The sequence below is a fragment of the Desulforadius tongensis genome (genome assembly GCF_016907915.1).
In the GTDB taxonomy this organism is placed as follows: domain Bacteria; phylum Bacillota; class Desulfotomaculia; order Desulfotomaculales; family Desulfohalotomaculaceae; genus Desulforadius; species Desulforadius tongensis.
Map to the genome: position 1 here is coordinate 1 of NZ_JAFBCW010000016.1, position 26241 is coordinate 26241.

At 45.0% G+C, this 26241-nt stretch carries 28 protein-coding genes, 6 tRNA genes, 1 rRNA gene, 1 other RNA gene and 2 other annotated features; of the genes, 34 read left to right on the top strand and 2 right to left on the bottom strand.

The features are described from left to right. From rrf to JOC37_RS13600, 26 genes are all read left to right on the top strand, one after another. Positions 1–87 (top strand): 5S ribosomal RNA (rrf, locus tag JOC37_RS07545); the annotation flags it as partial. Positions 88–162: 75 nt separating this feature from the next. Further along, complete coding sequence (locus JOC37_RS07550) at positions 163–822, top strand: SanA/YdcF family protein (protein WP_204617656.1); 660 nt, start codon at positions 163–165, stop codon at positions 820–822. A gap of 140 nt (positions 823–962) precedes the next feature. Then, the gene (gene pdxS / locus JOC37_RS07555) at positions 963–1847 is read left to right on the top strand and encodes a pyridoxal 5'-phosphate synthase lyase subunit PdxS (protein ID WP_204617658.1); all 885 of its coding nucleotides are present in this window, start codon (positions 963–965) and stop codon (positions 1845–1847) included. A gap of 12 nt (positions 1848–1859) precedes the next feature. Further along, positions 1860–2429, top strand: a complete 570-nt coding sequence (gene pdxT, locus JOC37_RS07560) for a pyridoxal 5'-phosphate synthase glutaminase subunit PdxT (RefSeq protein ID WP_204617660.1) — start codon at positions 1860–1862, stop codon at positions 2427–2429. 268 nt (positions 2430–2697) lie between these two features. Further along, positions 2698–2926: a binding site (T-box leader), on the top strand. A gap of 161 nt (positions 2927–3087) precedes the next feature. Beyond that, positions 3088–4239: a pyridoxal-phosphate-dependent aminotransferase family protein gene (locus tag JOC37_RS07565; protein ID WP_204617662.1), complete on the top strand. Its 1152-nt coding sequence runs from the start codon at positions 3088–3090 to the stop codon at positions 4237–4239. Continuing rightward, positions 4239–5822, top strand: coding sequence for a phosphoglycerate dehydrogenase (gene serA, locus JOC37_RS07570; RefSeq protein WP_204617664.1), 1584 nt, complete (start codon positions 4239–4241; stop codon positions 5820–5822). Before JOC37_RS07565 ends, serA begins: the two co-directional genes overlap by 1 nt. A 216-nt stretch (positions 5823–6038) precedes the next feature. Continuing rightward, the gene (gene serS, locus JOC37_RS07575) at positions 6039–7322 is read left to right on the top strand and encodes a serine--tRNA ligase (RefSeq protein ID WP_204617666.1); all 1284 of its coding nucleotides are present in this window, start codon (positions 6039–6041) and stop codon (positions 7320–7322) included. 116 nt (positions 7323–7438) lie between these two features. Further along, positions 7439–7528 (top strand) — tRNA-Ser (locus tag JOC37_RS07580). A 7-nt stretch (positions 7529–7535) separates the two neighbouring features. Continuing rightward, positions 7536–7630, top strand: a tRNA-Ser gene (locus JOC37_RS07585). A 122-nt stretch (positions 7631–7752) separates the two neighbouring features. Beyond that, positions 7753–7829 (top strand) — tRNA-Arg (locus tag JOC37_RS07590). Between the two features lie 56 nt (positions 7830–7885). Then, a tRNA-Arg gene (locus JOC37_RS07595) sits at positions 7886–7961 on the top strand. Between the two features lie 28 nt (positions 7962–7989). After that, positions 7990–8445: a tRNA adenosine(34) deaminase TadA gene (tadA, locus tag JOC37_RS07600; RefSeq protein ID WP_338017361.1), complete on the top strand. Its 456-nt coding sequence runs from the start codon at positions 7990–7992 to the stop codon at positions 8443–8445. A 7-nt stretch (positions 8446–8452) separates the two neighbouring features. Beyond that, positions 8453–8546 (top strand) — tRNA-Ser (locus JOC37_RS07605). Positions 8547–8763: 217 nt separating this feature from the next. Next, positions 8764–9729: an arsenic resistance protein gene (locus JOC37_RS07610; RefSeq protein WP_204617668.1), complete on the top strand. Its 966-nt coding sequence runs from the start codon at positions 8764–8766 to the stop codon at positions 9727–9729. 205 nt (positions 9730–9934) lie between these two features. Then, positions 9935–10024: transfer RNA gene (locus JOC37_RS07615), tRNA-Ser, on the top strand. 21 nt (positions 10025–10045) lie between these two features. Continuing rightward, positions 10046–10311: signal recognition particle sRNA large type (ffs, locus tag JOC37_RS07620), an RNA gene on the top strand. A gap of 134 nt (positions 10312–10445) precedes the next feature. After that, entirely contained in the window at positions 10446–12086 is a 1641-nt protein-coding gene (gene dnaX, locus JOC37_RS07625; protein WP_204617670.1) for a DNA polymerase III subunit gamma/tau, read from the top strand. Positions 12087–12131: 45 nt separating this feature from the next. Continuing rightward, positions 12132–12452, top strand: coding sequence for a YbaB/EbfC family nucleoid-associated protein (locus tag JOC37_RS07630; protein ID WP_204617672.1), 321 nt, complete (start codon positions 12132–12134; stop codon positions 12450–12452). Positions 12453–12592: 140 nt separating this feature from the next. Further along, complete coding sequence (recR, locus tag JOC37_RS07635; protein WP_204617674.1) at positions 12593–13195, top strand: recombination mediator RecR; 603 nt, start codon at positions 12593–12595, stop codon at positions 13193–13195. Between the two features lie 68 nt (positions 13196–13263). Continuing rightward, positions 13264–13527, top strand: a complete 264-nt coding sequence (locus JOC37_RS07640) for a pro-sigmaK processing inhibitor BofA family protein (protein ID WP_204617676.1) — start codon at positions 13264–13266, stop codon at positions 13525–13527. 219 nt (positions 13528–13746) lie between these two features. Next, positions 13747–14412, top strand: a complete 666-nt coding sequence (locus tag JOC37_RS07645; RefSeq protein ID WP_204617778.1) for a nucleotide-binding protein — start codon at positions 13747–13749, stop codon at positions 14410–14412. Positions 14413–14471: 59 nt separating this feature from the next. After that, the gene (locus JOC37_RS07650) at positions 14472–15557 is read left to right on the top strand and encodes a transketolase C-terminal domain-containing protein (RefSeq protein ID WP_204617678.1); all 1086 of its coding nucleotides are present in this window, start codon (positions 14472–14474) and stop codon (positions 15555–15557) included. 49 nt (positions 15558–15606) lie between these two features. Then, complete coding sequence (locus JOC37_RS07655; protein ID WP_204617679.1) at positions 15607–16365, top strand: thiamine pyrophosphate-dependent enzyme; 759 nt, start codon at positions 15607–15609, stop codon at positions 16363–16365. A 1-nt stretch (position 16366) separates the two neighbouring features. Continuing rightward, on the top strand, positions 16367–16921 hold the full coding sequence (locus JOC37_RS07660) for a 2-oxoacid:acceptor oxidoreductase family protein (RefSeq protein WP_204617681.1): 555 nt from the start codon (positions 16367–16369) through the stop codon (positions 16919–16921). A 16-nt stretch (positions 16922–16937) separates the two neighbouring features. Beyond that, positions 16938–17183 carry a 4Fe-4S dicluster domain-containing protein gene (locus tag JOC37_RS07665; RefSeq protein WP_204617682.1) on the top strand — a complete coding sequence of 82 codons (246 nt, stop codon included), beginning with the start codon at positions 16938–16940 and terminating at the stop codon, positions 17181–17183. A gap of 156 nt (positions 17184–17339) precedes the next feature. Further along, complete coding sequence (locus JOC37_RS13600) at positions 17340–17540, top strand: sigma factor G inhibitor Gin (RefSeq protein WP_204617684.1); 201 nt, start codon at positions 17340–17342, stop codon at positions 17538–17540. Here JOC37_RS13600 and JOC37_RS07675 read toward each other — a convergent pair. Continuing rightward, entirely contained in the window at positions 17495–17767 is a 273-nt protein-coding gene (locus JOC37_RS07675) for a hypothetical protein (protein ID WP_338017362.1), read from the bottom strand. The two genes, JOC37_RS13600 and JOC37_RS07675, sit on opposite strands and share 46 nt — an antisense overlap. Positions 17768–17926: 159 nt before the next feature. Here JOC37_RS07675 and JOC37_RS07680 point away from each other — a divergent pair, with 159 nt between their 5' ends. The 6 genes from JOC37_RS07680 to rsmI are packed head-to-tail and all read left to right on the top strand — an operon-like array spanning position 17927 to position 23072. Then, positions 17927–19369, top strand: coding sequence for an aminotransferase class I/II-fold pyridoxal phosphate-dependent enzyme (locus JOC37_RS07680; protein ID WP_204617688.1), 1443 nt, complete (start codon positions 17927–17929; stop codon positions 19367–19369). A gap of 23 nt (positions 19370–19392) precedes the next feature. After that, positions 19393–20022: a dTMP kinase gene (gene tmk / locus JOC37_RS07685; RefSeq protein ID WP_204617690.1), complete on the top strand. Its 630-nt coding sequence runs from the start codon at positions 19393–19395 to the stop codon at positions 20020–20022. Continuing rightward, entirely contained in the window at positions 20009–21052 is a 1044-nt protein-coding gene (gene holB, locus JOC37_RS07690; protein WP_204617692.1) for a DNA polymerase III subunit delta', read from the top strand. Before tmk ends, holB begins: the two co-directional genes overlap by 14 nt. Positions 21053–21065: 13 nt before the next feature. Continuing rightward, positions 21066–21914, top strand: a complete 849-nt coding sequence (locus JOC37_RS07695) for a PSP1 domain-containing protein (RefSeq protein WP_204617694.1) — start codon at positions 21066–21068, stop codon at positions 21912–21914. Continuing rightward, entirely contained in the window at positions 21886–22224 is a 339-nt protein-coding gene (locus tag JOC37_RS07700) for an initiation control protein YabA (RefSeq protein ID WP_204617696.1), read from the top strand. Before JOC37_RS07695 ends, JOC37_RS07700 begins: the two co-directional genes overlap by 29 nt. Further along, positions 22224–23072 (top strand): 16S rRNA (cytidine(1402)-2'-O)-methyltransferase, encoded by an 849-nt coding sequence (gene rsmI / locus JOC37_RS07705; RefSeq protein WP_204617698.1) that lies wholly within the window; start codon positions 22224–22226, stop codon positions 23070–23072. Before JOC37_RS07700 ends, rsmI begins: the two co-directional genes overlap by 1 nt. Positions 23073–23124: 52 nt before the next feature. Here rsmI and JOC37_RS07710 read toward each other — a convergent pair whose 3' ends face one another. Continuing rightward, positions 23125–23379, bottom strand: coding sequence for an AbrB/MazE/SpoVT family DNA-binding domain-containing protein (locus tag JOC37_RS07710; RefSeq protein WP_204617700.1), 255 nt, complete (start codon positions 23377–23379; stop codon positions 23125–23127). A gap of 194 nt (positions 23380–23573) precedes the next feature. Continuing rightward, positions 23574–23815, top strand: a binding site (T-box leader). Positions 23816–23884: 69 nt separating this feature from the next. Here JOC37_RS07710 and metG point away from each other — a divergent pair. Together metG and JOC37_RS07720 are read left to right on the top strand one after the other, a co-directional pair. After that, entirely contained in the window at positions 23885–25429 is a 1545-nt protein-coding gene (metG, locus tag JOC37_RS07715) for a methionine--tRNA ligase (protein ID WP_204617702.1), read from the top strand. Positions 25430–25439: 10 nt separating this feature from the next. Beyond that, positions 25440–26207 carry a TatD family hydrolase gene (locus JOC37_RS07720; protein WP_204617704.1) on the top strand — a complete coding sequence of 256 codons (768 nt, stop codon included), beginning with the start codon at positions 25440–25442 and terminating at the stop codon, positions 26205–26207. Positions 26208–26241 lie beyond the last annotated feature (34 nt).

Genomic DNA, 26241 nt, shown 5'->3' on the forward strand with positions numbered 1-26241 from the left:
CGTTCCCATACCGAACACGGAAGTTAAGCTCTGCAGGGCCGATGGTACTTGGGGGTTGACCCCTGGGAGAGTAGGTCGCTGCCAGAATTAATTTTTATAACCCGAGGAAATACCTCGGGTTTTTGTTATAATAAAATTAGTAATACTTACCGGGTGATTTATATGGTCTTAAAAGGTATTTTAAAAAAGTTAATTTTTTTAGTTATAATTAGTATAATATTGGTTTTAATTATTGATTGGCATGTAAAAAAGATTGGTGGGAATAATATAATCTCACATGATGATGATTATAAAGCCCAGGCAGCTATTGTTTTAGGAGCATATGTATCACCCGAAGGAATACTGTGTGATATGTTAAAAGACCGTGTTCAAACTGCGGTGGAATTGTATAAGAGCGGTAAAGTTGAAAAAATATTAATGACCGGTGACCATAGTAAAACTTCATATGATGAAGTAAATCATATGCGTAAATATGCGGAACAATTAGGAGTTCCTACGAAGGATATTTTTATGGACCACGCCGGTTTAAGTACTTATGACAGTATGTATAGAGCCAGGGATATATTTTGTGTTAAATCTGCTGTTGTAGTTACGCAAAAATTTCATCTTCCAAGGGCTGTATATATTGCCAATTCTATGGGAATAAATGCCAAAGGGGTTATTGCAGATAAGCATATTTATCGGGGAGCCGATTATTATGAAATAAGAGAAATATTGGCTAGAAATAAAGATTTTATAAATGTAACGTTATTAAAGCCAAAACCTAAATTTTTAGGACCAACTTTATCTATTACCGGTGATGGTAGAATTACCCACGATTAAGTTTATTTACCGAATAAAAATTTACATTAATAAAAACTATTACGAAGTTGAAAATGGTAATTTTATCAAGCCTTGTTTATTAATCTAAATTATTGTAAAATGATTAAGTTAATAAGTAGTAGAAATGGAGGTAGAATTTGTTGACTGAAAAGGGGACTTGGACGGTCAAAAAAGGTTTGGCCGAGATGCTTAAAGGCGGAGTAATTATGGATGTAACTACTCCGGAACAGGCTAAAATAGCCGAAGAAGCCGGCGCTTGTGCTGTTATGGCTTTGGAGAGGGTACCTGCTGATATTAGAGCTGCCGGCGGTGTGGCCAGAATGGCAGATCCCACCGTTATCCAAAGAATTATGGATGCCGTAACAATACCGGTTATGGCTAAAGCACGGATTGGTCATTTTGTAGAAGCTCAGATTTTGGAATCTTTGGGCGTTGATTACATAGATGAAAGTGAAGTTTTAACTCCTGCTGATGAAGAATTTCATATTGACAAGCATGAGTTTAAGGTTCCCTTTGTATGTGGAGCCAGGAATCTTGGTGAAGCGCTGCGCAGAATTGGCGAAGGTGCAGCAATGATTCGTACTAAAGGGGAACCCGGTACCGGTAACGTTGTTGAAGCAGTGCGTCATATGCGAAAAGTGATGGGTGAAATTCGCTACCTGCAGAACCTGCCCAAAGAAGAATTAATGACAGCGGCTAAGGAAATGGGGGCCCCCTATGACTTGGTAGTTAAAGTTGCCGAGCTGGGTCGTTTACCTGTTGTTAATTTTGCTGCCGGTGGTATTGCTACCCCTGCAGATGCTGCGTTGATGATGCAGCTGGGCTGTGACGGTATTTTTGTGGGTTCCGGAATCTTCAAATCTAAGGATCCTGTGGCCAGGGCTAAGGCAATTGTTGCTGCCACCACCCATTACAACGACCCGAAAATTTTAGCTGAAATATCCAGAGATATTGGGGAAGCTATGCCGGGTATTGAAATACAAACCATTGCTCCGGAACAGCGCATGCAGGATCGTGGTTGGTAAGAAGGGATATAGATGATTATAGGTGTTTTAGCGTTACAAGGTGCCTTTTTAGAACATGAAAAAGCCCTGCGGGTTTGTGGAGTAAATACACGTCAAATTCGTTTACCTGAACAGCTAAACGGTTTGGATGGGTTGGTAATACCGGGTGGTGAAAGCACCACCATGGGAAAACTTTTAACTGCCTATGAACTGCTGGAGCCTATTAAACAGCTGGCAGAACAGGGCTTACCGGTATTCGGAACTTGTGCGGGATTAATTATGATGGCTAAAGATATTGTGAAATCTAATCAGCTGTCTTTGGGTTTAATGGATATAGCGGTGGAACGGAATGCCTTTGGGCGCCAGGTGGATAGTTTTGAAGCTGATTTAGCCATTCCCGCCCTTGGTGATAAGCCTTATCGTGCTGTTTTTATAAGAGCTCCGTACATTGCTTCGGCAGGTTCAGGGGTGGAAGTTATGGCTAAATACGAGGAAAAAATAGTTTTAGCCAGGCAGAAGAATTTTTTAGCGGCTGCTTTTCACCCGGAATTAACTGCTGATTTGCGCCTGCATCAATATTTTTTAAATATGATTAAAAAGTAGATTATAAATTTGCTAAAGGTCGCAGTTTATGCTGCGGCCTTTTATAGTGAAAAAATATTGAATATTGGCCGGGTTTGGCAAATGATTTTTTAAATCAGCTGGTCGGGGTAAAGCTGAAAAAGTATAGAAAAACGATGAAAAAGTTAATTCGCAATTTAATAAATACAAATAAAAGACGATTACCCTAAAAAATTAAAAAAATTTTAACAAAAAATGTCTTGAAAATTGGAGCCGGTTATAGTACAATTCAAATCACATTTTAAATAAGCAAAACCCGATGACGGGGTCAAGTAATAGTGATCCTTTTTCAGAGAGCCGGTGGCTGCTGTGAACCGGTAAAGGTAGCTGTGAAATCCGCCCCCAAGGGAACCTGCCGAAAGAGAAATCGATTAAGCAGGTTCGGGCACGGGCCCGTTATAAACAATGAGAGGGCTGAGGGTATCTTTTCCTTGGTCAACTTGGGTGGCAACGCGGGAGCAAAATCTCTCGTCCCTGATTTAAAGTCAGGGGCGGGGGATTTTTTATTTTGTATACACTTAAAGAGGATGTTCGAAAAGCCCGCGCGAGATCCACTTCAAACACTTACTTAAATAAATTTTTGTTTTCTGGCCAGAAACAAAAAAATAAACCAACTATTTGTGTATGGAGGAGATAAATTATGAAAGATAAGCTTTATTTGATGATTCCGGGACCGACACCGGTTCCGCCCGCAGTGGTTAATGCCATGTCCAGGCCGATTATTGGGCACCGCAGTGCCGAGTTTGCTGCTTTAATTGGCCGTGTTACCGATAAATTAAAAAAGGTTTTTCAAACAGAAAATGAAGTGTTTGTATTAGCATGTTCCGGGACCGGTGGACTGGAAGCGGCGGTGGCCAATGTGGTCAGCCCGGGAGATAAAGTGATAACCCTTAACACCGGTAAATTTGGAGAGCGCTTTGGAGAATTGGCCCGTAAGTACGGTGCCGATGTAGATGAAATAAAATTTGGATGGGGCTGTGACGTAGATATTAGGGTAGTGGAAGAAAAATTAAAGGCAGACCCGGACATTAAAGCGGTATTTGCCACTCATAACGAAACTTCAACCGGTGTGGTTAATGATATTGAAGGGTTGGGCAGGTTAACTGCCCAGCACCAGGCCGTTTTAGTGGTTGATGCAGTAAGCAGTATGGGGGGCATGGATATCCGCACCGATGAGTGGAAGGTGGATATAATGGTCAGCGGCTCCCAGAAAGCCATGATGCTGCCCCCGGGATTGGCCTTTGTAAGTGTCAGCCCTAAAGCATGGAATGTAATTGAACAAAATAAAGCACCAAAATATTATTTTGATTTAATTAAAGCCAGAAAGTCACTGGGTAAAAACAATACCCCTTACACCTCGGCGGTATCTTTGTATTATGGCTTGGAAGCAGCATTGGATATGATGCTGGAAGAAGGATTGGAAAATGTGTTTAAGAGGCACAAGCTGCTGGCTAAGGCCACCAGGGCGGCGGTGATGGCACTGGGATTGGAACTGCTGCCTGCTTTGGAATATGCCTCAGATACCGTTACCGCAGTACAATGCCCAATGACAGTTGATGTTAATAATTTGCGTAAAACACTGTTGGATAAATATCGCGTTATGGTGGCCGGTGGCCAGGGAGAATTAAAGGGTAAAATTTTCCGCATTGCCCACATGGGATATACTGCCAAAGCTGACGTGTTACTAACCATCGCTGCTTTGGAAATGGCGTTAAATGAATGCGGGTATAAAGCAGAATTGGGTGCCGGGGTACGTGAAGCACAGTTAGTATTTTTAGGGGAGGATAACTAATGATGAAGGTACTGGTGTTAGATGGTGTTTCGGAAAAGGGTTTAGCCCCTTTATATCAGATTCCAGATATAAGGGTGGATATAGAAAACAAAATGCCCGGGGAAGAATTAATAAAAATAATTGGTGATTACGATGCCATGATTGTACGCAGCGCCACCAAGGTAACTGCGCAGCTGCTGGAACATGCCGCTAAGTTGAAAATAATTGGCCGGGCCGGGGTTGGTGTTGACAATATTGACTTAAAGGCAGCCACCAATAAGGGGATTATCGTTGTAAATGCCCCCGACGGCAACACCATAGCAGCAGCAGAACACACGATGGCCATGATGCTGGCATTGTCCCGCAAGATACCGGCGGCGGCAGCAAAACTAAAGGAAGGGGTTTGGAATAAAAAAGCGTTCTTGGGTGTTGAACTGCGCAATAAAGTGTTGGGCATCATTGGATTGGGGCGGATCGGTTCAGCGGTGGCCAAAAGAGCCATGGCCATGGAAATGGGTATTTTAGCCTACGACCCCTATATTTCCGCTGAAAATGCAGCTAACCTGGGAGTGGAAATAGTAACGCTGGATCAGTTATTAAGAGAAGCTGATTTTATCACCGTGCATATGCCGCTAACTAAAGAAACCCGGCATATGATTGATGCAGAGGCGCTGGAAAAAGTTAAAGATGGGGTGCGGATAATAAACTGCGCCCGGGGCGGCATCATAGATGAAGAAGCACTTTACGAAGCTTTAAAATCGGGTAAAGTGGCCGGTGCAGCACTGGATGTTTTTGAGAAAGAGCCCAATACCGACAGCCCGCTGTACCAGCTGGAAAACTTCATAGCCACACCGCACTTGGGCGCTTCCACCGTGGAGGCACAAATAAATGTGGCGGTGGATGTAGCTAAAGAAATTGCCGACTATCTACAGGGCAGTATGGTTAAAAATGCAGTGAATATTCCATCGTTAAGCCCGAAACTGCTGGCCAAGGTTCGTCCTTTCCTGGAGCTGGCAGAGAAGTTAGGTAATTTCCAGGCCCAGATATTGGATGGCCGCATTAATCGTATTGAGGTAACTTATGGTGGAGAATTAACCAAGCATGAAGTGACACCGATTACCACCATGCTGCTGAAAGGAATTTTAGACCCCATTCTGCAGGAAACGGTTAATTTTGTTAACGCTTCGGTGGTGGCCAGAAACCGGGGAATTGAAGTAGTACAAACCACCCGGGATAAGGTTCAGGATTACAATAACATTATTACCGTTAAAGTAGTTACCGATCGGGGTGAACGTACTTTAAGCGGTACCCTGTTCTTAGGCAATGATCCACGGATTGTAAATATTGACGGTTTCCGCATCGATGCAAAGCCGGAAGGGCACATGTTAATTGTTCCCCACCATGACAAGCCCGGTATAATTGGTAAAGTTGGTACCGTGCTGGGAGAACACAAAATTAACATTGGCGGAATGCAGGTGGGCCGCCAGCAGCAGGGCGGAATTGCAGTAATGGTATTGGCTGTGGATACTGCCACCTGCGATGATACCTTGAAGGAAATAGCCTCGGTGGACGGGGTGCTGGATGTGAAACTGGTTAGTTTATAAAGGAAGCTGATAACTGGAAAATTAAGCTGGTTTTCAGCAGTGAAGAAGGGAAGTTTGGGCTGTAAGGCCCAAACTTACCAAACTGCACCGTAAAGCCCCTGCCTTTAGCCATGGGGAATTGTCAAGACCAAGATTTTACAACACCGGGCTGCTATAGTATAATACTAAGAAATAAAGTCTAAATTTAGCAAAGAACGCGGTTACGGGGGCGAAATGATGTTAGATATTAAGTTTGTAAGAAGTAATCCGGAAATAGTAAAACAGGCTTTAACCAACCGGTCTGTGGATGTATCTTTGGACCAGTTCTTAAACCTGGATGAAGAACGGCGAAAAAAACTTGTGGCAGTTGAACAATTAAAAAATAAACGCAACGTGGTATCGGAAGAAATCGGCCGGCTGAAAAAAGCTGGAGAACCGGCGGAAGAAAAAATACTGGAGATGCGCAATGTATCCCAATCCATTAAGCAGATGGACGAAGAAATTAAAGAAATAGAAAATAAATTACAGCAGATACTGCTAACTATACCAAACATACCCCATCAATCGGTACCGGTGGGTGCGGATGAAAATGACAACGAAGAAGTAAGACGCTGGGGTAAACCCAGGAAATTTGACTTTGAGGTTAAGCCGCACTGGGAAATTGGTGAACAGCTGGATATTATAGACTTTGAACGGGGCGGCAAAGTATCCGGAGCCAGGTTTTCATTTTATAAGGGCGCGGGTGCCCGGTTAGAGCGGGCATTAATCAACTTTATGCTAGATCTGCATACCAGGGAACATGGCTATACCGAAATAATGCCTCCGTTTATTGTCAACGCCGACAGCATGATCGGTACCGGGCAGCTTCCTAAATTTGCGGAAGATATGTTTAAGCTGGAAAACAGCAGCTACTACTTAATACCCACCGCCGAGGTGCCGGTAACAAATTTATACCGGGAAGAAATTTTAACTGCTGAACAACTGCCCATTTACCACTGTGCCTACAGTGCCTGTTTCCGGGCTGAAGCCGGTGCGGCTGGCCGGGATACCAGGGGATTAATTAGACAGCATCAGTTTAACAAAGTGGAACTGGTTAAATTTGTTAATCCCGACAACTCCTATGAAGAGTTGGAAAAGCTTTTACAAAATGCTGAACAGGTACTGCAGTTACTGGGGCTGCCTTACAGGGTGGTAAACCTGTGCACCGGTGACCTGGGTTTTTCAGCAGCCAAAACCTATGATATTGAGGTGTGGCTGCCCAGTTTTAATACTTACCGGGAAATTTCATCCTGCAGCAACTTTGAAGATTTCCAAGCCCGGAGGGCAAATATAAGATTTCGACGGGAAAAGAAAGCTAAACCGGAGTTTGTGCATACATTAAACGGTTCCGGTTTGGCTGTGGGGCGGACTTTGGCTGCTATTTTAGAAAACTTCCAAGAGCAGGATGGCAGTGTATGCATACCTCCTGTACTGCAGCCTTACATGGGTGGACTGACAAAAATTTCGGCAGATAATAAATGAAAACTAAATTGACAACATATAATATATATGTTATATTAGTACTTGCGTTGAGGCATAGCGCCTCAGCGCAGGAGTACTAAAGAAGTTAATGGTGGGAGGGGTACCTCCTTAGATATGGAGGGGTGTCCGAGCGGTTTAAGGAGGCGGTCTTGAAAACCGTTGAACCTTCACGGGTTCCGTGGGTTCGAATCCCACCCCCTCCGCCACGGACGCGGAGAGCTGGCCGAGTTGGCTGAAGGCGCTCGCCTGCTAAGCGAGTATACGGGCGAAATCCCGTATCGAGGGTTCGAATCCCTCGCTCTCCGCCATTTATTTTAGCTGCATGTGGCTGTGGTTTTTTAACGGCAGGCTGCTGCCGGCAGAAATTAACATCTTGACAAATCCACTGCCATTTGCTATAATAACTTTCGTCGCTGGCGAGAAGGTTCATGTGCCTGTAGCTCAATTGGATAGAGCGTCTGACTACGGATCAGAAGGTTTGGGGTTCGAGTCCCTACAGGCACGCCACTGGAAGTAAGTTGTTAGTTAAGCCCAGGGGGGTTGAACTAACAACTTATTTGTATGCCCCCGTAGCTCAGGGGATAGAGCAGCGGTTTCCTAAACCGTGTGTCGGAGGTTCGAATCCTCCCGGGGGCACCATATTTATTTATAGACAAAGGAGACAGCTGTGGTACACGCCGAGTACATGCGCCGTGCCTTAGAAGAAGCCCGCAGGGCTTATAAGCTGGGTGAAGTACCCATTGGCGCGGTGGTTGTATCTGACGGAGAAGTGATATCTGCCGGCCATGATTTGCGGGAGTTATTAAAGGATGCCGGTGCCCATGCGGAAATGCTGGTACTGCGGGAAGCGGCGCAAAAGTTGGGCGACTGGCGGTTAAATAATGCCACGCTATACGTAACGGTTGAGCCCTGTGCCATGTGTGCCGGTGCCATTGTACAGTACAGGGTTGGCACTTTGGTATACGGTGCTCCAAATAATAAGTCGGGGTCCATTGACAGTATACTGGATATAGTGAGGCAGCCGAGATTTAATCACCAGGTGGAAGTAATATCCGGTGTACTGGAAGATGAATGCAAAGAAATCATTCGCCTGTTTTTTAGAAAACTGCGTAAAGGTAAATAGATAGTGTGGAGAGATGGCCGAGTTGGTTGAAGGCGCTCGACTCGAAATCGAGTAGGCAGTGATAAGCTGTCTCCAGGGTTCGAATCCCTGTCTCTCCGCCAGGCTAGATAAATTAAGGGGTTTCGCCATTGAGTGCGGAACCCCTTTTAATATTGAGATCAGGAGAGAATTTTAATGTTTGCCGTTTAAATTTCATTAATAGCGCAGATATTAAATAACGTAGAAATTAAATCAAGCGGGCTGCATTTAAGTTATTCTGTATTTACCGGTCAATATAGCGGATTAAAAATAATTCAGCTTCACAGAGGATGGGAACTAATGTGGAAGATTATTTCAGTTCTGCAAAAAAATTTAACCTGGAGTATCCCCTTGTTCATGCTGCTTGGCATATTAAGCGGGTATTTTTATGATCCATCGATCCTTAAAGCTGCTATTATTCCCTTTACCTTTCTAATGGTTTACCCCATGATGGTTAACCTCAAAATAGAAGAATTGTTTTCTGTGGGCAATATCAAACTAAATATAACTGCTCAGATTATAAATTTTATCATAATTCCATTTGTGGGATTCGGTATGGGAAAACTGTTTTTCCCTCAAAATCCCGTTTTTATATTAGGTTTTTTAATTACTTCGTTACTACCTACTTCGGGAATGACCATTTCATGGACAGGATTTGCCAAAGGTGATGTTCCGGCGGCAATAAAATTGACGGTTATAGGATTAGTGTTGGGTTCAATACTTACACCTTTCTACCTGCAATTTCTAATGGGTACGGTTATAAAAATACCTTTGATGGACGTATTTAAGAATATTTTACTGGTTGTGTTTATACCCATGATAGCGGGATATGCTACTCAGCGCTTCATAATACAAAAGTACGGTAAAGAAAGATATCAGAAAGATTTTAAACCGAAATTTCCCATGCTGTCAACGGTAGGTGTTTTGGGAATAGTTTTTATTGCCATGGCTTTAAAATCAAAAACTATAATTTCTAATCCTGTACTCTTGTTATATATTTTCTTACCTTTATTTTTGTTCTATAGTTTTAATTTTATATTTAGTACGATTATTGCAAAGGCTTTATTTAAAAGAGGCGAGGCAATAGCCTTAGTTTACGGGACAGTGATGAGAAATTTATCAATTGCTTTGGCCATTGCAATGACTGCATTTGGTGAAAAAGGAGCAGATATTGCACTTATAATTGCGGTGGGTTATATTATTCAGGTGCAGGCAGCTGCCTGGTATGTCAAACTAAATGATAAAATATTTGGCAGGGCTGCTTAAATCAAACTTACCATCTTCAATAGCGCCAAAAGATTTGCTGAAAATACAGATATACCCGGAAAAAATGTCTTAAGACGATAACAATGATAGTTAACCTTAAAAAATAAATATTTGTTACGATTATTCCCGTCAATAAAAAATAAAAACTAGGATTTGCCTGTTGTTATAATAAATTAAATATGCTATAATAACAACCGTGATTTGTGGAGAGATGGCCGAGTGGATGAAGGCGCACGCCTGGAGAGCGTGTGGACGGGCAACCGTCTCCAGGGTTCGAATCCCTGTCTCTCCGCCATTTTTTTATTTTCAAAAATGGTCGTGCTAGACGGGGAGGTAGCGGTGCCCTGTACCCGCAATCCGCTGTAGCGGGGTCGATTACCTACTCTCGGGTATGGCTTGTGAAGTCTGCCTGGTGTAAGGGGCGTTGATGATCGGGTCTTGCGCGACGCAAGCTTCCGAACCGTGTCAGGTCCTGGCGGAAGCAGCACTAAGGAATGTCTTGCGGGTGCCGCAAGGGTGCCTGGTCTGAGTTACCTGCACCGGTTACGTTCGGAAGCCGTAATCCAAAAGTAGGGTGCACGACCAGTAATTTTTTCAAGGGATGATTCTTTCAGCAGAATCATCCCTATTTTAATATTTTCTATTCGTTAATGATAACAGGAAAAATGTATTAAATAGCGAAATTTATAATAGACTAAATCTGGAGGGGTATAATTATGGGCTATCGTGCCCTGTACCGGGAATATCGCCCACAGAAATTTGCCGATATTGTCGGCCAGCAGCATATTACCCGCACCCTGCAAAATGCAATTTCCAGCGGCCGGGTAAGTCATGCCTATCTTTTTTGTGGGCCCAGGGGTACCGGTAAAACCAGCACCGCGAAGGTGCTGGCCAAAACGTTAAACTGCTTGAACAGCCAAGCCGGGGAACCCTGTAACCAATGTCAAAACTGCATATCTACCATTGAGGGTACTGCTGTGGATGTGATTGAAATAGATGCCGCTTCAAACCGCGGTATTGAAGATATACGAGACCTGCGGGAAAAGGTAAAATATTCACCGGCCAATGGTCGATACCGCATATATATAATTGACGAAGTGCACATGCTCACTGCCGAGGCATTTAATGCGCTGCTAAAAACCCTGGAAGAACCCCCGTCTCACGTGGTTTTTGTGCTGGCCACCACAGAACCCCATAAAGTACCGGTAACTGTGCTGTCCCGCTGCCAGCGGTTTGATTTTCGCCGCATTGATGTTAAAGATATGCTGCCCCGGCTAAGACAGGTGGCGGAAAGTGCCGGCCTGCAGGTGGAGGAACAGGCTCTGGTATTGATTGCCAGGGCAGCGGAAGGCGGGCTGAGGGATGCTTTAAGCATTTTGGACCAGGGTTCGGTTTTTGGTGATGGTATCGTTACAGTGGATGACGTGCACAACCTTTTGGGTACGGTGCGGGAAGACATATTAAGCACTATGGCCGGTTACCTGGCTGAAGCAAATGCATCCGGTGCGTTATCCCTGGTAAATGATCTTTTCCAGCAGGGTAAAGATCTGCGTTTGTTTATTAAAGAACTAAATACTTATTTAAGATCCTTAATGCTGTATTTAGTTTCCCAGCAGGTGCCTGAAGATTTTATAGAAAATGAAAAAATTAAAACCGATGCCCGGAAATTTACGCCCCTTTTTGTTTCTAAATGCTTGGAAATATTAACCCGTTTAGAATATGATATGAAGTGGAGCTCTCAACCCAGGGTGCTGCTGGAACTGGCGCTGGTTAAAATTACCACCGGTGAGAGCGATGATATAAATACCAGGGTAGATAAAATTGAAAAGTATTTAAAAAATATAAATACCGGTAAACAGCTGGCCGGGCCGCACCCGGAAATACCTGCTGAAAATAGTTGGCCGCAAGAAGTCAGCAGTTCAAGTAAGGAAATAAAAAATACCGTTGATATAAAACAACAAAAGCAGCCGGAAGAAAATAATGTACCGCAGCAGAATGATAGAAATAAACATATTAAACAATCCTGGCCCAGTATTTTGGAAAGGGTTAAAAAACTGAAGCCTGCTGCATACGGGATATTCCGGGAAGCCGAAGTGGTTGATGTTAAAGAACAGCAGCTGACCATTGGATTTAAACCCCAGCATGCTAGTTTTCATAAAGTTAGGGCTGAGCGGGAGGAAAACCGAAAAGTATTTCAGCAGGCGTTAAACGATGTGCTTGGCGGCAGCTGGTCTGTTAAAATAGTTACGCTGGACCAGGTGGGATACCAGGGGGAAAAAAAAACCGCTGAAACGGAATCACCGTTATTGAAAAAGGCAATAGAATTTTTCGGTGAAGATAAAGTTGTGCTTAAATAAGTGAGAATTATAAAATAACTATTATATATAAGGAGGACTCTTATTATGCTTGGTGGCGGTAATATGAATAAAATGATGAAACAGGTGCAGAAAATGCAGCGGGATATGGCCAAAATGCAGGAAGAATTGGCCGAAAAAACTGTTGAAGCCACTGCCGGCGGTGGTGTAGTAAAGGTTGTGGCTAACGGTCGTCAGGAATTAATATCGGTGGAGATTAAGCCGGAGGCAGTGGACCCTGATGATGTGGAAATGCTGCAGGATTTAGTGCTGGCAGCAGTAAACGAGGCCCTGCGCAAGAGTCAAGAAATGGTATCTGATGAAATGAGTAAAATTACCGGCGGTATTAAAATTCCGGGGCTGTTTTAAACACCGGGGTGTGGTTAAAAAACCATACCCTTTTTTGTATTACTACCTTATTGACTTGTAAAGTAAATTGTTCTACACTTTTGGTTAAGTGTTAACAAACAGTTTAAAAAATATTTAATTTGGTTAATGAGGGTTAAACTATGAGAAAATTTGCTGAACCGGTAACTCGCTTAATAGAAGAATTTGCCAAACTGCCCGGCATTGGGCCTAAATCAGCCCAACGCCTGGCCTTTTACATATTAAATGCTCCCCCCCAGGTTGCCCACCAGCTGGCTGAAGCTTTAGTGGAAGTACGGGATGCCGTTAAATACTGCAGCAGCTGCGGCAACCTTACAGATGTTGATCCCTGCGGTATCTGCAGTGATTCCAGCCGCAACCGGTCTATAATATGTGTGGTGGAGCATTCCAGAGATGTTATGGCCATTGAAAAAACCCAAAGTTTTAACGGATTGTACCATGTGTTAAACGGGGTATTGGCACCGATGGAAGGCATTGGGGTGGAAGACTTAAACATCAAAAGTTTACTGAAGCGCCTGGAAGATCAGCAGGTGAAAGAAGTTATTATTGCCACCAATCCCACCGTTGAAGGTGACACCACCGCCATGTACCTGGCCCGGTTGATAAAGCCGCTGGGTATAAAAACCAGCCGCCTGGCCCACGGCTTACCGGTGGGGGCAGATTTAGAATATACCGACGAGTACACGTTAACCAAGGCCCTGCAGGGAAGAAGGGAAATGGAATAAGTAAAACGGGCATAATTAACCCCTGCAGACCATATAAATAACCAAAAGCAATGTGGGGGTATATGGTAATGGAGTGGACGACCATTTTACTGGGGCTGGTTGGCCTGTGCGGTTTGTATTTAATTGGTATTTTTATTGTCAAACCGTTAAAGTTTATTTTTAAACTGGTAATGTACCTGGTAATAGGTGCCTTGTTGTTAATTTTTTTTAATTTAATTAGTTCCCACTTTGGAATTCACATACCGTTAAATCCCTTCACCCTAATTACAGCCGGTGTGCTTCAAGTGCCGGGAGTAATACTGCTGCTGTTAATGGAATATATGCTGTTTTAATGGTATTTTTTAGGGGTTAGAATGTTCTTGACGGAAGTATTTTACTGGGGTTATACTGTAAACATAGGAAAATGTTATTAGTATTGTGGCAGTGAAAGTAACGGGAACGGGGCAGATTATTTGTCCCGGTTGTTCTTTATTAGAGGCAATTTATAAATATTCTTAATTGGATAAACTATACTAAATTTGCTGATAATTAGCAAGAGGGGGTGAGGCATTATACCCAACCGTATTGTAGAGGCATATATCGGTGAGTATGCAAGCGGTAAGAGTGAAGTTGCTGTTAACAGGGCTTTGGATTTAGCAAGGCAGAATCGTAAAGTTAACCTGGTGGATTTAGATATTGTTGAACCGTGTTATACCTTAAGACCTATTAAAAAGCAGCTGGCGGAGCAAAATATTAACGTAATTGCCTGGGAAACAAAAGAAACCGTTGGACTGGGTGAAGCGGGCAATATAATTAAGCCGGCAGCCAGGTGGGCCCTGCTTAACGAGGGTGATGTCATTTTAGACATTGGTTATGGCGTAGAAGGTTCTAAAACACTTAACCTGCTTGAAGGTGTAGATAAAGAGCCAAACTTAAGAATATATGCAGTAGTTAATATATCCCGTCCGATGACATCAACCGTGGATGAAATAGTGGAGTATTTAAAACAGTTGGGGAATATTCATGGAATTATCAACAACACCCATTTAGGAGATGAAACCACACCTGAGATTGTGCAGAACGGTGCAAAGGTTGTCGCTGAAGCGGCAGAGGTGCTGCAGGTTCCGGTAATAGCGACCACTGCAGAAAGAAGTGTGGCTGAAGCAATAGGAAAGCAGGATTGTATGGGCAATATGGTCAGACCTTTAGACCGCTTTATGCCCTGTACATTATGGTAAATAAACTTTCCCCTTTGGATATAAGGGAGTTACATATTACAGGAGGTGCAGTTTATTTTATGTCAGAAAAACTTATCACCGAAGAAAAGCGCGTCTTTATGACGGGCAACGAGGTGGTGGCATGGGCAGCGGTGGCTGCTGGTGCAGAAATTATGTATGGGTATCCCATCACCCCGCAAAACGAAATTATGCACTATTGGACAAGGTTAGCGCCCAAGTATAACCGCAAGTTCCTGCAGACCGAAGATGAGCTGTCTGCCGGATTTACTACCGTTGGCGGTGTTATGGCTGGCCGCAAGGCATTTACCGCCACTGCCGGCCCGGGCAACACCCTGATGCAGGAACCGATGTCAATGGCGGAAGCCATGCGTTTACCCACCGTAACCATTGTTCAGCAGCGTGGCGGCCCGTCCACAGCTACTGTTATTTACTCCCAGCAGGAAGTAACAATGACTACCTTTGGTGGTAACGGTGAAGGTTTAAGAATAGTATATTCAACGGCCAATCACCAGGAGCTGTTTGATTATACCATCAAAGCCTTTAATGTGGCCTGGAAGTACCGCTTCCCCACCTTTGTACTGGGTGACGGCTACCAGGCTAAAATGCGCGAGTCGTTGACTGTTTACGATCCGGAGCAGAAGGGCATTGAGTTTGTTCCGGCAGAACCTTATGTGGGTAAACCCGGAACCCCCGGCGTTGATCGTGAACCGGGTCACTACCGCAATACTTATAACGTTGAAGAAGAACTGTATGAAGTTCTGCAGGGTTACTTTAAAGATTACGCCAAAATGGCGGAAGAAGTAGCTGAATACCAGGCTTTTGATACCGAAGACGCTGATGTGGTAGTTCTTTCCCATGGTGTTGTTTCCCGCGGTGCAAAGGAAGCGGTGGAGCAGCTGCGTAAGGAAGGTAAAAAAGTTGGCTACTTCCGTCCCATTACCCTGCGCCCGCTGCCGGAAAAAGAACTGAAAGAGCTGGCAGGCAAGGCTAAAAAATTCTTAATAGTTGAATCTGCTCAAGGCCAGTTTGCCAAACTGATTAAAGATGTTATTTACGGTGCAAGCGTTGAGATTGTACCTTTCTTCAAGCCTGGTGTGGGTATAACAACTGATGAAATTGTTGGTAAAGTAAACGAAATTTTATAATAGCAATTAATATTTTTTGTTCTTTAATTTGAAAGGAGGCCCATTGTTTATGACTGTACAACCAGCCATGCCAAAATGCTGGCGGCCGGAAACCAAACCGCATAAATTTTGCCCCGGCTGTGGTCACGGCTTAGTGTTAAAAGCACTGGGTGAGGCCATTGATGAATTAGGAATTCAAGATAGAGTAGTTTTCGGTTGTGATATCGGTTGTTCTCTTTTAGCTTGGGATTTCTTTAATGTGGACAGCATTCAAACTCACCACGGTCGTACCACCCCGGTTATGACCGGTGTTAAAAGAGCTAATCCGGATTTAATTTGTATTGCTTACATGGGTGACGGCGGCGGTTATGCTATCGGATCTCAACACCTGGTTAACGCTGCAGCCCGTAATGAAAAGATTACCGTGATACTGGCATTAAATACAGTATACGCAATGACCGGTGGTCAGATGGCACCTACCACCATGCCCGATCAGAAGGCAGAGACTGCACCTTACGGTCGTAATGTTGAGGAAACCGGTTACCCCACCCAGGGTCCGGAAATGGTTGCTGCCATTACCCGGGAGGGTGCTTATGTGGCCCGTGGTACCACTGCTAACTTAAAGCAGCTGAAGAGCTATATTAAGAAAGCGCTGCAAAACCAAATGGAAGGCAGAGGATTCTCCTTTGTAGAAGCGCTGTCTGCTTGTCCCACCAACTGGCGCACCAATGCAGAGAAAACTTGGAACTTTGTACAAAAAGAGATGCCCAAGTACTTCAAAGTGGGAGAGAAAAAGGTTCCCGGCGCCGAAGAAAAGGAGGGACAGTAAAATGGCTGAAGTAACCAAAATTATGCTGGCCGGTGAAGGCGGCCAGGGTGTTCAGTCCGTTGCGCAAATTTTGGCTGAAGCCGCTGACAACGAGGGTAGAGAGGCACTGTACATTCCTAACTTCGGTGTTGAACAGCGCGGTGGTGTTTCTATCGCCTTTTTACAAATCAGTGATGAGCGTATCGGTGCACCTAAATTCGATATTGGCGATATTGTTGTAGCCTTAAGTGACAGGGCCATCTACCGTACCAAACAATATGTTGGCGAAAATACCATTTTTGTGTATGACACCAGCATTGATATTCCGAAAGAAGATTTGCCTCAAAACGCGGCTAAAATACTGGCAATTCCTGCTTTGGAAATCGCTAAAAATGAACTGCATCCCCGGGTATTTAACGTAATTATCCTCGGTGCAGTTGTAGCGGCTACCAAAGTGGTTACCGCTGAAGATGCCAAGAAGGCCATTGAAAAGAAACTGGGTTACAAGTTCGAGCAGAATCCAAAGCTGCGTGAATTGAACTATAAAGCTATTGATAAAGGTATGGAATTAGTATAACGAGGAGGGAAAAGAAGTGGCCGTAGAATTTAAGCCCCGGACCCTGGAACTGGATAAGGCTCAATGGACTATTTTCCCCGGTCTCTGTAAGGGTTGCGGACTCTGTATAGAAAAGTGCCCCAAAAAGTGTATTGCCTGGTCAAAGGTACTGGGTGTTTATGGTACACCATCTGTAGAAGCTAACAACGATTGTATTGGCTGTGGCATCTGCCAGATGGTTTGTCCGGAACCTGCCATTAACGTGGTAAAGAAGAATAAATAGAGAGCTTAACAGTGCATCTGCTGTGGCTGAGTAAATAAAAAATCCCTTCGGGTTTACCCGAGGGGATTTTTAATACTATCTTACGTCGGGGTTTTTATCATCTGGCGGTGACGCGGGAGGTCATTTTTACATAGCATATAAAAAACATTTTGTGGGGTGAAAGTTTTGTTAAACCAGGCAGCCCGCTGCATATACTGTCAGAGTTTGGGCAGTATAAAAAACGGTGGTATCTTTATTTTGGGTAAATTCATCTGTTCAAAGTGTGAGCAAAAAATTGTTCAATTAAGCTGCGATGCCCAAGATTATACATATTATGTCAACGGTCTTAAAAAAATATGGTGCTGTTTAGGGGACTGACCATGGGCCAGGGCCTCTTTTTTTTCTTCTAATCTTTGGCGGCGGTGAGCCAGTTCGATCTCTGATTTTATTTGTTTAAGGGTAAAAAGATCAATGCCGGTACTGCAGGCTATTTCTACGTCGGAACGTCCCTTTTTCCATGCCGCTATTAAGCCGCCCACGTTGGTGCGGTATTTTTTAGAGAGTTTTTTTTCATCTACAAAAGATTTTTTTGATGATTTTTTCATTTTCATCCCTCCTTGTTTGAATTTATTTTTTCACTTTTAATAATTCATCATGAGGTATAACTGCTGGTAAAAACCCAAAATTACTTGGAAGATATTTATAATCTGTGATAAAATTAAATGTTACTATATATGATTTAATTTTTATAAAGGTTGATTAAATTGAACCAGTTGGAAACACCGCTGATTGAGGCATTAAAAGAATATTGTTCAAAAAATAAAGTGGGCTTTCACGTGCCGGCGCACAGGCAGGGAAAAGCGCTGCCCCGGGAAATGCTGCAGCAGGAAAAATTTTTTCAATGGGATTTGACCGAAGTGCCCGGTTTGGACGATTTACACAACCCCCGGCAGGCCATTGCCCGGGCTCAAAGATTGGCTGCAGACTTATATCAATCCCGGGAATGTTATTTTATAATAAACGGTACTTCTGCCGGCCTGGTAGCATTGATACTGGCCACCTGTGGTCCCGGTGATGTACTGGTTATGCCCAGAAACGTGCACCGGTCGGTGCTCACCGGGTTAATATTAAGCGGTGCCCGGCCGGTATACCTGTATCCGCCGCTGTTAGATGAATTTGGTATTCCTTCCATTCTGGCGCCGGAAAAGTTAAACCGCTGCCTGGAAAAATATCCTGCTGCCGCTGTATTAATGGTACATCCCAGCTACTACGGCATAGCGGAAAAAATTGCTCCCATGGCTGAAATTACTCATCGCTATGGTATACCACTGCTGGTTGATGAAGCCCACGGCGCTCATTTTCGCTTTCACAGTGAACTCCCTGCCGATGCCCTTTCCGGTGGTGCCGATGCAGTGGTTCAAAGTACCCATAAGGTGGGTGGAGCGCTGACCCAAGCATCGATGCTGCATTTGAATTCTCACCGGGTAGATAAAATGCGCTTGGAAGAATGCCTGCGCATGGTGCAGAGCACCAGCCCGTCATATATACTAATGGCTTCGCTGGATGCCGCCAGGCGCCAACTGGCCGCCGAGGGCAGCGTTTTAATTGATAAATCCCTTAGGGTGGCGCGAAAATTACGACAAAAAATATCTGCATTACCCGGTGTAAAGGTTTTAAGCCCGCATCATTTGAATGACTGTGATATACTCTTGATAGATGAAACCCGGTTAGTAATAAACGTGCAGGAAACCGGTTTGACCGGCTTTCAGGCTGCGGAGATACTGTCTGATAATTATGGTGTACAGGTTGAAATGGCTGATTACTATAATATTGTGGTGCTGCTGGGGCTTAATGCCGGCGAGCAGGATGGCCGGGCGCTGTATCAAGCGCTGTTTAAACTGGTAACGGAAAATAAAGGTAACAGCAGCGCTGTGTTCAGTGCACCACAGCCGCCCCGGGTGGTACAAGCCGTTACACCACGGCAGGCCTGGTTATCAAAGGTGAAGGTAATTTCCCTGGAAGAGGCGGCAGGGAAAATCAGTGCTGACAGTGTGGCGGTGTACCCACCGGGAGTACCGGCCCTGTGCCCGGGGGAAATAGTCAGTGAGGAAATGATAGATTATCTTTTGGAAGTGCGGAAAAGAAAACTGCACGTGCAGTGTTCCGGGGACGTAACTTTAAATACTATTAGAGTATTGAATATATAAATTTAACATGGCGGAGACTGGTTATGACAGGAAAGTTCATTGTTTTTGAAGGAATAGATGGTTCGGGAAAAACAACGCAAATAGCCCTGCTGAAAGAGTATTTACAGCAGAAAGGACACCGGGTTATATCTACCAGGGAACCGGGGGGGACGCCGGTGAGCGAGGAAGTACGCGCTATTTTGCTCAATCCGGAACACAAGGATCTCCATTACCGTACCGAAGCACTTTTATATGCTGCTGCCCGGGCCCAGCATGTGGAAACTTTAATCAAACCAGCACTGGAACAGGGTGCAGTGGTGCTGTGTGACCGTTTTGTGGATTCCACCCTGGCTTACCAGGGGTATGGCAGGGGGTTATCGCTGGATTTTCTGCAGCAGATAAATAACCTGGCCACCGGTGGACTGCAGCCCCATTTGGTGCTGATTTTTGATCTAACGGAAAAGGAAGGTTTAAGCAGGGTTAAACGCCGCAGCGGCGGTGATAGATTAGAACGTGAGCCGGAACAATTTCACCGCCTGGTACGGCAGGGATATTTGGAGATATCCAGGCGGCAGCCGAAAAATCATTTGGTTTTAAACGCTTCGTTACCGGTGGAAGAGTTACAGCACCGGGTTAGGTCAGCGGTGGAGGAGATACTAAATGCAGCAACTTAAAGATATAATCGGCCACAGCCAAAATATACGTACACTTTTGAAAGCGGTAAAAGACAGCAAGGTGGCCCATGCTTACCTGTTTATCGGCCCGGAGGGGGTGGGAAAAACCACCACTGGTGCGGCCTTTGCCCGGGCGCTGCTGTGTGAAAATCCTGCTGACGGTGACAGCTGCGGCACCTGCCGCCACTGCCGGCAGGTTGACGGGGGCAATCACCCCGATCTGCACCAAATAACTCCTGCCGGGGCGGTGATAAAGCTTGAGCAAATACATCAGCTGCAGAAAAATGTGTATTACCGTTCCTATCAGGGCGGCCGGCAGGTATATATAATAAAGAAGTGTGATGTTATGACTGCAGAGGCGGCCAATTCGCTGTTGAAAACGCTGGAAGAACCGCCGGGTAATGCGGTGTTTATTCTCATATCTTCCCGTCCTTATGCTCTTCTGCCCACCATACTATCCCGCTGCCAACAGTTCTGGTTTAAACCAATGTCCGTTAATCAAATAGTGGAAGGATTAACCTTTCTGGCCGGTGTAAGCGGCAAACAAGGACAAATGATAGCCTCCATGGCCGGGGGCAGTTTAGGCCGGGCGTTGGCGCTGCACAGGGGAGATATTCAAAGCCGCAGGAAAAGGGTGTTGAAGATTTTTGAAAGAATTGCTTCCGGTAATATAGTGGAGTTACTGCGGGAATCGGCGGATTTATCCGCTGACAGGGGGATGGCTGTTCAGTGGATTGAGTTGATACAATTATGGTTGAGGGATTTGTTGATTTGGAAGCTGACCGGGGACAAGACCCTGGTTATAAACAGTGATATGGTGGAAGAATTGGATAAGTGGGCCCGGGAGTATAATTCACGCCGGTTAGTGGACATGATGGAAGAGATAGAAAGGGCTCGCGCCAGGCTGGAAGCCAGGGGCAATACCCGCCTGGTGTTAGACGCGCTGTTTTTGTCCTGCCGGGATCAGCAGGATAACTTTATCAGGGTAAATGAAAAACAGGTGGCTTGGTCAAAGAACACCGGCTTATAAGGAGGGAAGGCGTATGCCGATTAAGGTTGTTGGTATCCGCTTTAAAACGGCGGGTAAGATATATTATTTTGATCCGGGGGACATGGAACTGGAGATTGGCGACTGTGCCATTGTAGAAACCACCCGGGGGGTAGAATACGGGATGGTTGTTGTGGGGCCTAAGGAAGTGGCAGAAGATGAAGTGGTGGCTCCCCTTAAAAAGGTGATTCGTAAGGCCACGGAAGAAGATGAATTGCAGCTGAAAAAAAACAATGAAAAGGAAAAAAGGGCCTATCAAATCGGTTTGGAAAAAATAGCCGCCCACGGTCTGCCAATGAAGTTAATTGATGTAGAGCAGACCTTTGATGGCAATAAAATTATTTTTTACTTTACCGCTGATGGAAGGGTGGATTTCAGAGAGCTGGTTAAGGACCTGGCTGCTGTTTTTCGTACCAGGATTGAATTAAGGCAAATTGGGGTGCGGGATGAGGCTAAAATGTTGGGTGGGTTGGGCTGCTGCGGCAGGGAATTGTGCTGCAAGTCCTGGCTGGCGGAATTTAATCCTGTTTCCATTCGAATGGCCAAAGATCAAAACCTGTCCCTTAACCCGACTAAAATTTCCGGTATATGCGGCCGGTTAATGTGCTGCCTGAAATATGAAAACGATGTGTACGAAGAAGCCAAAGAGCGCTTTCCTAATACCGGTACCAATGTTATAACGCCCAGCGGGGAAGGAAAAGTAACCGGTTATAATATTTTTAAAAATACTGTTTCGGTTGAATTGAGAGAAAATAAGCATGTGATAGAGCTACCCAAAAATGAAATAGAAATAAAAAATATAAAGGGTGAAAACAGTGGGCCCTCTTCCCGGAAGAATAGCTAGATTGGAATATATGGTTAAAGAGTTATTGTTTGAGTTAGAAGAAATAAAAAAGTTAGCCCGTTCATTGGAGCAGGAAAACCAAAAGCTGCGGCGGCAGCTGGCGGATGTTTACAGTGAATACTGTAACTGTGAACGGAACGGTGGTGAGGAGATAGAAAAAAGCGATGGCCACGAATCAACACTGCTGCGCCTTTATAACGAGGGTTTTCATATCTGCAATGTTAAGTTTGCCCAGGTTAGAGAGGGAGAATGTCTTTTTTGTTTGGGATTACTGAGGCGCCAGGGGGACGATGAGGTGAGCGAAAAATAGTGTCAGCTGTAAAGGACGGTACACTTTATTTATGTGCCACACCAATCGGTAACTTGGAAGATATAACTATACGGGTGCTCAGGGTACTGAAAGAATGTGATTTAATTGCCGCCGAAGATACCAGGCATACCAGAAAACTGCTGGCCCATTACGATATTCATACTCCTTTAACCAGCTATCATGCCCATAATGAGCAGAAAAAGGGCGAAAAACTGCTGGAAAAGTTGAAGCAGGGGCAGAGTGTTGCGCTGGTAACGGATGCCGGGATGCCCGGTATTTCTGATCCCGGTTTAGAAATAGTGCAGATGGCACTGGAGCAGGGTGTAGCGGTGGTGCCTGTTCCCGGGGCCACTGCCGGCATAACAGCTTTAGTGATTTCCGGGCTGCCCTGTGCCCGGTTTGCTTTTGAGGGTTTTTTACCGGCCAATAAGAAGGGTCGCCGGCGCCGGTTGGAGAAACTGGCCGGTGAAGAACGAACCATGGTATTTTATGAATCGCCCCATCGTTTAATAGACACACTGGAGGATATGTATAAAATAATGGGGGACAGGCCGGTGGCGGTGGCCAGGGAGATAACCAAAAAACATGAAGAGGTTTACCGGGGTAATATTTCCGGGGCGATAGAGTATTTTAAAGAGAATACCGTTAAAGGGGAATTTACGCTGGTTGTTTCCGGTTCTGCAGCAGAAGAAAAGGAAAATCAGTGGGAGGATCTGCCCGTTGCTGACCACGTTATGCAGTTGATGGCCGCTGGGATGGATAAGAAACAAGCCATAAAAAAAGTGGCCCGGCTGCGTGGATTACCAAAGAGGGAGGTATACTCGGCGGTAAATATGGGAAATAATTAAAGAGAGACAAAGGTCTCTCTTTTAAATTATTTCGGCAGAGATAATGCTGATATTATACGGCGTTGGTACTTTCAGCCATTGCCATGGCGCACTCTTTGCAGACCTGTTTACCTTTGAACATCTTTACATCTGCTGCGTTACCGCAAAATACACAGGCGGGCTCATACTTTTTGAGAATAATTTTTTCGTCGTCCACGTAAATTTCCAGGGCATCTTTTTCTTCTATGCCCAAGGTGCGGCGCAGTTCAATGGGTATAACTACCCGGCCCAGCTCGTCCACCTTGCGTACAATGCCTGTGGATTTCATAAGTTTTTCCCTCCCCTTTAAAGCAATACGACATTCGACAGCATATACTAATAAGCTACAAGTAAAGAGTACCAATGATTCCATTAAAAGTCAATAATTAATTTTATAAAAAATACCAATTATTTTACATCCTACCAATTATTTAGGGAAAACTTGACAACGGGTAGTGGCTGGGCTAGAATTGGTAAGTGAGGCAAAAGGCTTTGAAGGAGCGGAGTAAATTGCCGGGAACTGCACAGAGAGCGGGGATGGTGGAAACCCGCCAGTAAACGGCAGTTGAAGATGGCTCCGGAGCTGCGGGTCGAACCTCTTTTAGGGCAGTAGGCCTTGCCGGTTGGTTGCCGTTATCAACCGGGGTGAGTAATTCACCCGCCGAGGCTGCCGTCGTGAGACGGGGCAAATTAGGGTGGTACCGCGGAATAACTCCGTCCCTTTGCCGGGAGCGGGGTTTTTTTTATTTAATTAAGTCCAGAATACAACATCTTTAATATGAGGAGGAATTGACATGAGCAAGGGGACCTTTTACATTACTACCCCCATTTACTATCCCAGTGACAAGCTGCACATCGGCCATGCCTATACCACTGTAGCGGCGGATGCCATTGCACGTTTTAAAAAACTTACCGGCTATGATGTTTACTTTCTTACCGGTTCCGATGAACACGGTCAGAAAATTGAGCGTACGGCCAAAGAAAAGGGCAAAACGCCGCAGGAATATGTAGATAAAATTGTGGCCGGCTTTAAACACCTGTGGGCTGAGCTTAATGTAGATTATAATGACTTTATTCGCACCACAGAAGAGCGCCATAAAAAAGTGGTGAAAACGTTTTTTCAGCAGTTATATGAACAGGGGGATATTTACAAATCATCTTACAAAGGATGGTACTGTACACCCTGTGAAACATTTTTTACCGAGTACCAGTTAGAGGAAGGAAAATGCCCTGACTGCGGGCGGGAGGTTGAGCTGCTGGAAGAAGAAAGTTATTTCTTCCGGATGTCAAAATATGCTGATCGGTGGTTAAAGTTCATTGAAGAAAATCCCGACTTTATCCAGCCTGACACCCGACGCAATGAAATGGTCAGTTTCGTGAAGCAGGGATTGGAAGACCTCTGCGTGTCCCGCACTACCTTCGATTGGGGAATTAGAGTTCCCTTTGACCCCAAACACGTGGTGTATGTTTGGGTAGATGCGCTGACCAACTATATTTCGGCACTGGGTTACGGCAGTGATAATGATCAGCTGTATCAAAAGTACTGGCCGGCCAATGTTCACCTGGTGGGTAAAGACATCATGCGCTTTCACACCATCATTTGGCCCATCATGTTAATGGCCCTGAACCTGCCGCTGCCTAAAAAAGTAGTGGGACACGGGTGGCTGCTGCTGGAAGGCGGAAAAATGTCCAAATCCAAGGGAAATGTGGTTGACCCCCTGGTATTGATTGATAAATACGGCGCCGATGCCGTTCGTTATTACCTGCTGCGGGAATTACCCTTCGGTTCTGACGGTTACTATTCAGAAGAAGCTTTAGCCAAACGCATCAATAACGATTTGGCCAACGATTACGGAAACCTGCTTTCCCGTACGGCAAGCATGCTTGTAAAGTACCAGCAGGGAGTGCTGCAGAAGCCGCAGCCCCAGGGAGAACTGGATGAAGAATTAATTAACCTGGCTTTGGAAACACCCAAAGTGGTGGAAGATTACATGAACAAGCTGCAGATATCAGCGGCGGCGGAAGCGATAGGCAAACTGGTGGCCCGGGCCAACAAATACCTGGAAGAAACCGCTCCCTGGTCGCTGGCCAAAGATGAAGCCCAGGCCGAGCGTTTAAATACCGTGTTATATAACGTTATTGAAGTAATGCGCTTTGCCACGGTAATGCTTACCCCGTTCATGCCCAACATACCGGAAAAAGTATGGCCGCAGATGGGTATAGAAGACAAACCAGAACTGCACAGCTGGGAAAGTTTACGCTGGGGACAAATACCCGCAGGTACTGTGGTACAAAGGGGAGAAGTGCTGTTCCCGCGCATAGATTTATCAAAACTGTAGGAGTGTGAATATGAATCTGATTGACAGTCATGCCCATATTGATGATGAGCGCTTTGATGAGGACCGGGAGCAGGTTATTGAACGGGCCCGGCAGAATGGGTTAAGTAAAATAATCAACATCGGTCATGACCTGGAATCTTCCCGCAGATCGGTACAGCTGGCGGAAAAGTACCGGTTTATATATGCTGCGGTGGGGGTGCATCCCCATGATGCCAAAGACGTGCCGGGGGATTACCTGGAGCAGTTAAAAGAAATGTCCCGGCAGGACAAAGTTCTGTCCATAGGAGAAATAGGGTTGGATTATTACTACGATCTGTCGCCCCGGGAGGTACAGAAAAAAGTTTTTATTGAACAGCTTAACCTGGCCAAGGAATTGAATTTACCCGTGGTGATTCACCTCCGGGATGCCTACGGGGATTTTTTGGATATTATGAGAGTGGAAGGTTTGGAACCAATTACCGGGGTGATGCACTGTTATTCCGGAAGCTGGGAAGTGGCCAAAGAATGTTTGAACATGGGTTTTTACATTTCCTTTGCCGGCCCGGTGACATTTAAAAATGCCCAAAAGGTAAGGGAAGTGGCCGCCCGGGTGCCTTTAGAAAGGCTGTTAGTGGAAACGGATTGCCCCTATTTAACCCCTGTTCCCCACCGGGGTAAAAGAAATGAACCGGCGTATGTAAAGTATGTGGCCGAACAGCTGGCTGCTTTGAAGGGGATAACTTTGGAAGAGCTGAGCCAGAGCGTCTGCCGGAACGCCGAAAAACTGTTCGGGATATAATAACAGCACAGCAGGATAACATTTTTCAGGGTGG

Excerpts from the sequence above, each read along its gene's own strand:
- JOC37_RS07550 (WP_204617656.1), top strand. The coding sequence starts at position 163 with ATGGTCTTAAAAGGTATTTTAAAAAAGTTAATTTTTTTAGTTATAATT.
- pdxT (WP_204617660.1), top strand. The coding sequence starts at position 1,860 with ATGATTATAGGTGTTTTAGCGTTACAAGGTGCCTTTTTAGAACATGAA.
- JOC37_RS07565 (WP_204617662.1), top strand. The coding sequence starts at position 3,088 with ATGAAAGATAAGCTTTATTTGATGATTCCGGGACCGACACCGGTTCCG.
- serA (WP_204617664.1), top strand. The coding sequence starts at position 4,239 with ATGATGAAGGTACTGGTGTTAGATGGTGTTTCGGAAAAGGGTTTAGCC.
- serS (WP_204617666.1), top strand. The coding sequence starts at position 6,039 with ATGTTAGATATTAAGTTTGTAAGAAGTAATCCGGAAATAGTAAAACAG.
- JOC37_RS07610 (WP_204617668.1), top strand. The coding sequence starts at position 8,764 with ATGTGGAAGATTATTTCAGTTCTGCAAAAAAATTTAACCTGGAGTATC.
- dnaX (WP_204617670.1), top strand. The coding sequence starts at position 10,446 with ATGGGCTATCGTGCCCTGTACCGGGAATATCGCCCACAGAAATTTGCC.
- JOC37_RS07630 (WP_204617672.1), top strand. The coding sequence starts at position 12,132 with ATGCTTGGTGGCGGTAATATGAATAAAATGATGAAACAGGTGCAGAAA.
- recR (WP_204617674.1), top strand. The coding sequence starts at position 12,593 with ATGAGAAAATTTGCTGAACCGGTAACTCGCTTAATAGAAGAATTTGCC.
- JOC37_RS07640 (WP_204617676.1), top strand. The coding sequence starts at position 13,264 with ATGGAGTGGACGACCATTTTACTGGGGCTGGTTGGCCTGTGCGGTTTG.
- JOC37_RS07650 (WP_204617678.1), top strand. The coding sequence starts at position 14,472 with ATGTCAGAAAAACTTATCACCGAAGAAAAGCGCGTCTTTATGACGGGC.
- JOC37_RS07655 (WP_204617679.1), top strand. The coding sequence starts at position 15,607 with ATGACTGTACAACCAGCCATGCCAAAATGCTGGCGGCCGGAAACCAAA.
- JOC37_RS07660 (WP_204617681.1), top strand. The coding sequence starts at position 16,367 with ATGGCTGAAGTAACCAAAATTATGCTGGCCGGTGAAGGCGGCCAGGGT.
- JOC37_RS07675 (WP_338017362.1), bottom strand. The coding sequence starts at position 17,767 with ATGAAAAAATCATCAAAAAAATCTTTTGTAGATGAAAAAAAACTCTCT.
- tmk (WP_204617690.1), top strand. The coding sequence starts at position 19,393 with ATGACAGGAAAGTTCATTGTTTTTGAAGGAATAGATGGTTCGGGAAAA.
- holB (WP_204617692.1), top strand. The coding sequence starts at position 20,009 with ATGCAGCAACTTAAAGATATAATCGGCCACAGCCAAAATATACGTACA.
- JOC37_RS07695 (WP_204617694.1), top strand. The coding sequence starts at position 21,066 with ATGCCGATTAAGGTTGTTGGTATCCGCTTTAAAACGGCGGGTAAGATA.
- JOC37_RS07710 (WP_204617700.1), bottom strand. The coding sequence starts at position 23,379 with ATGAAATCCACAGGCATTGTACGCAAGGTGGACGAGCTGGGCCGGGTA.
- metG (WP_204617702.1), top strand. The coding sequence starts at position 23,885 with ATGAGCAAGGGGACCTTTTACATTACTACCCCCATTTACTATCCCAGT.
- JOC37_RS07720 (WP_204617704.1), top strand. The coding sequence starts at position 25,440 with ATGAATCTGATTGACAGTCATGCCCATATTGATGATGAGCGCTTTGAT.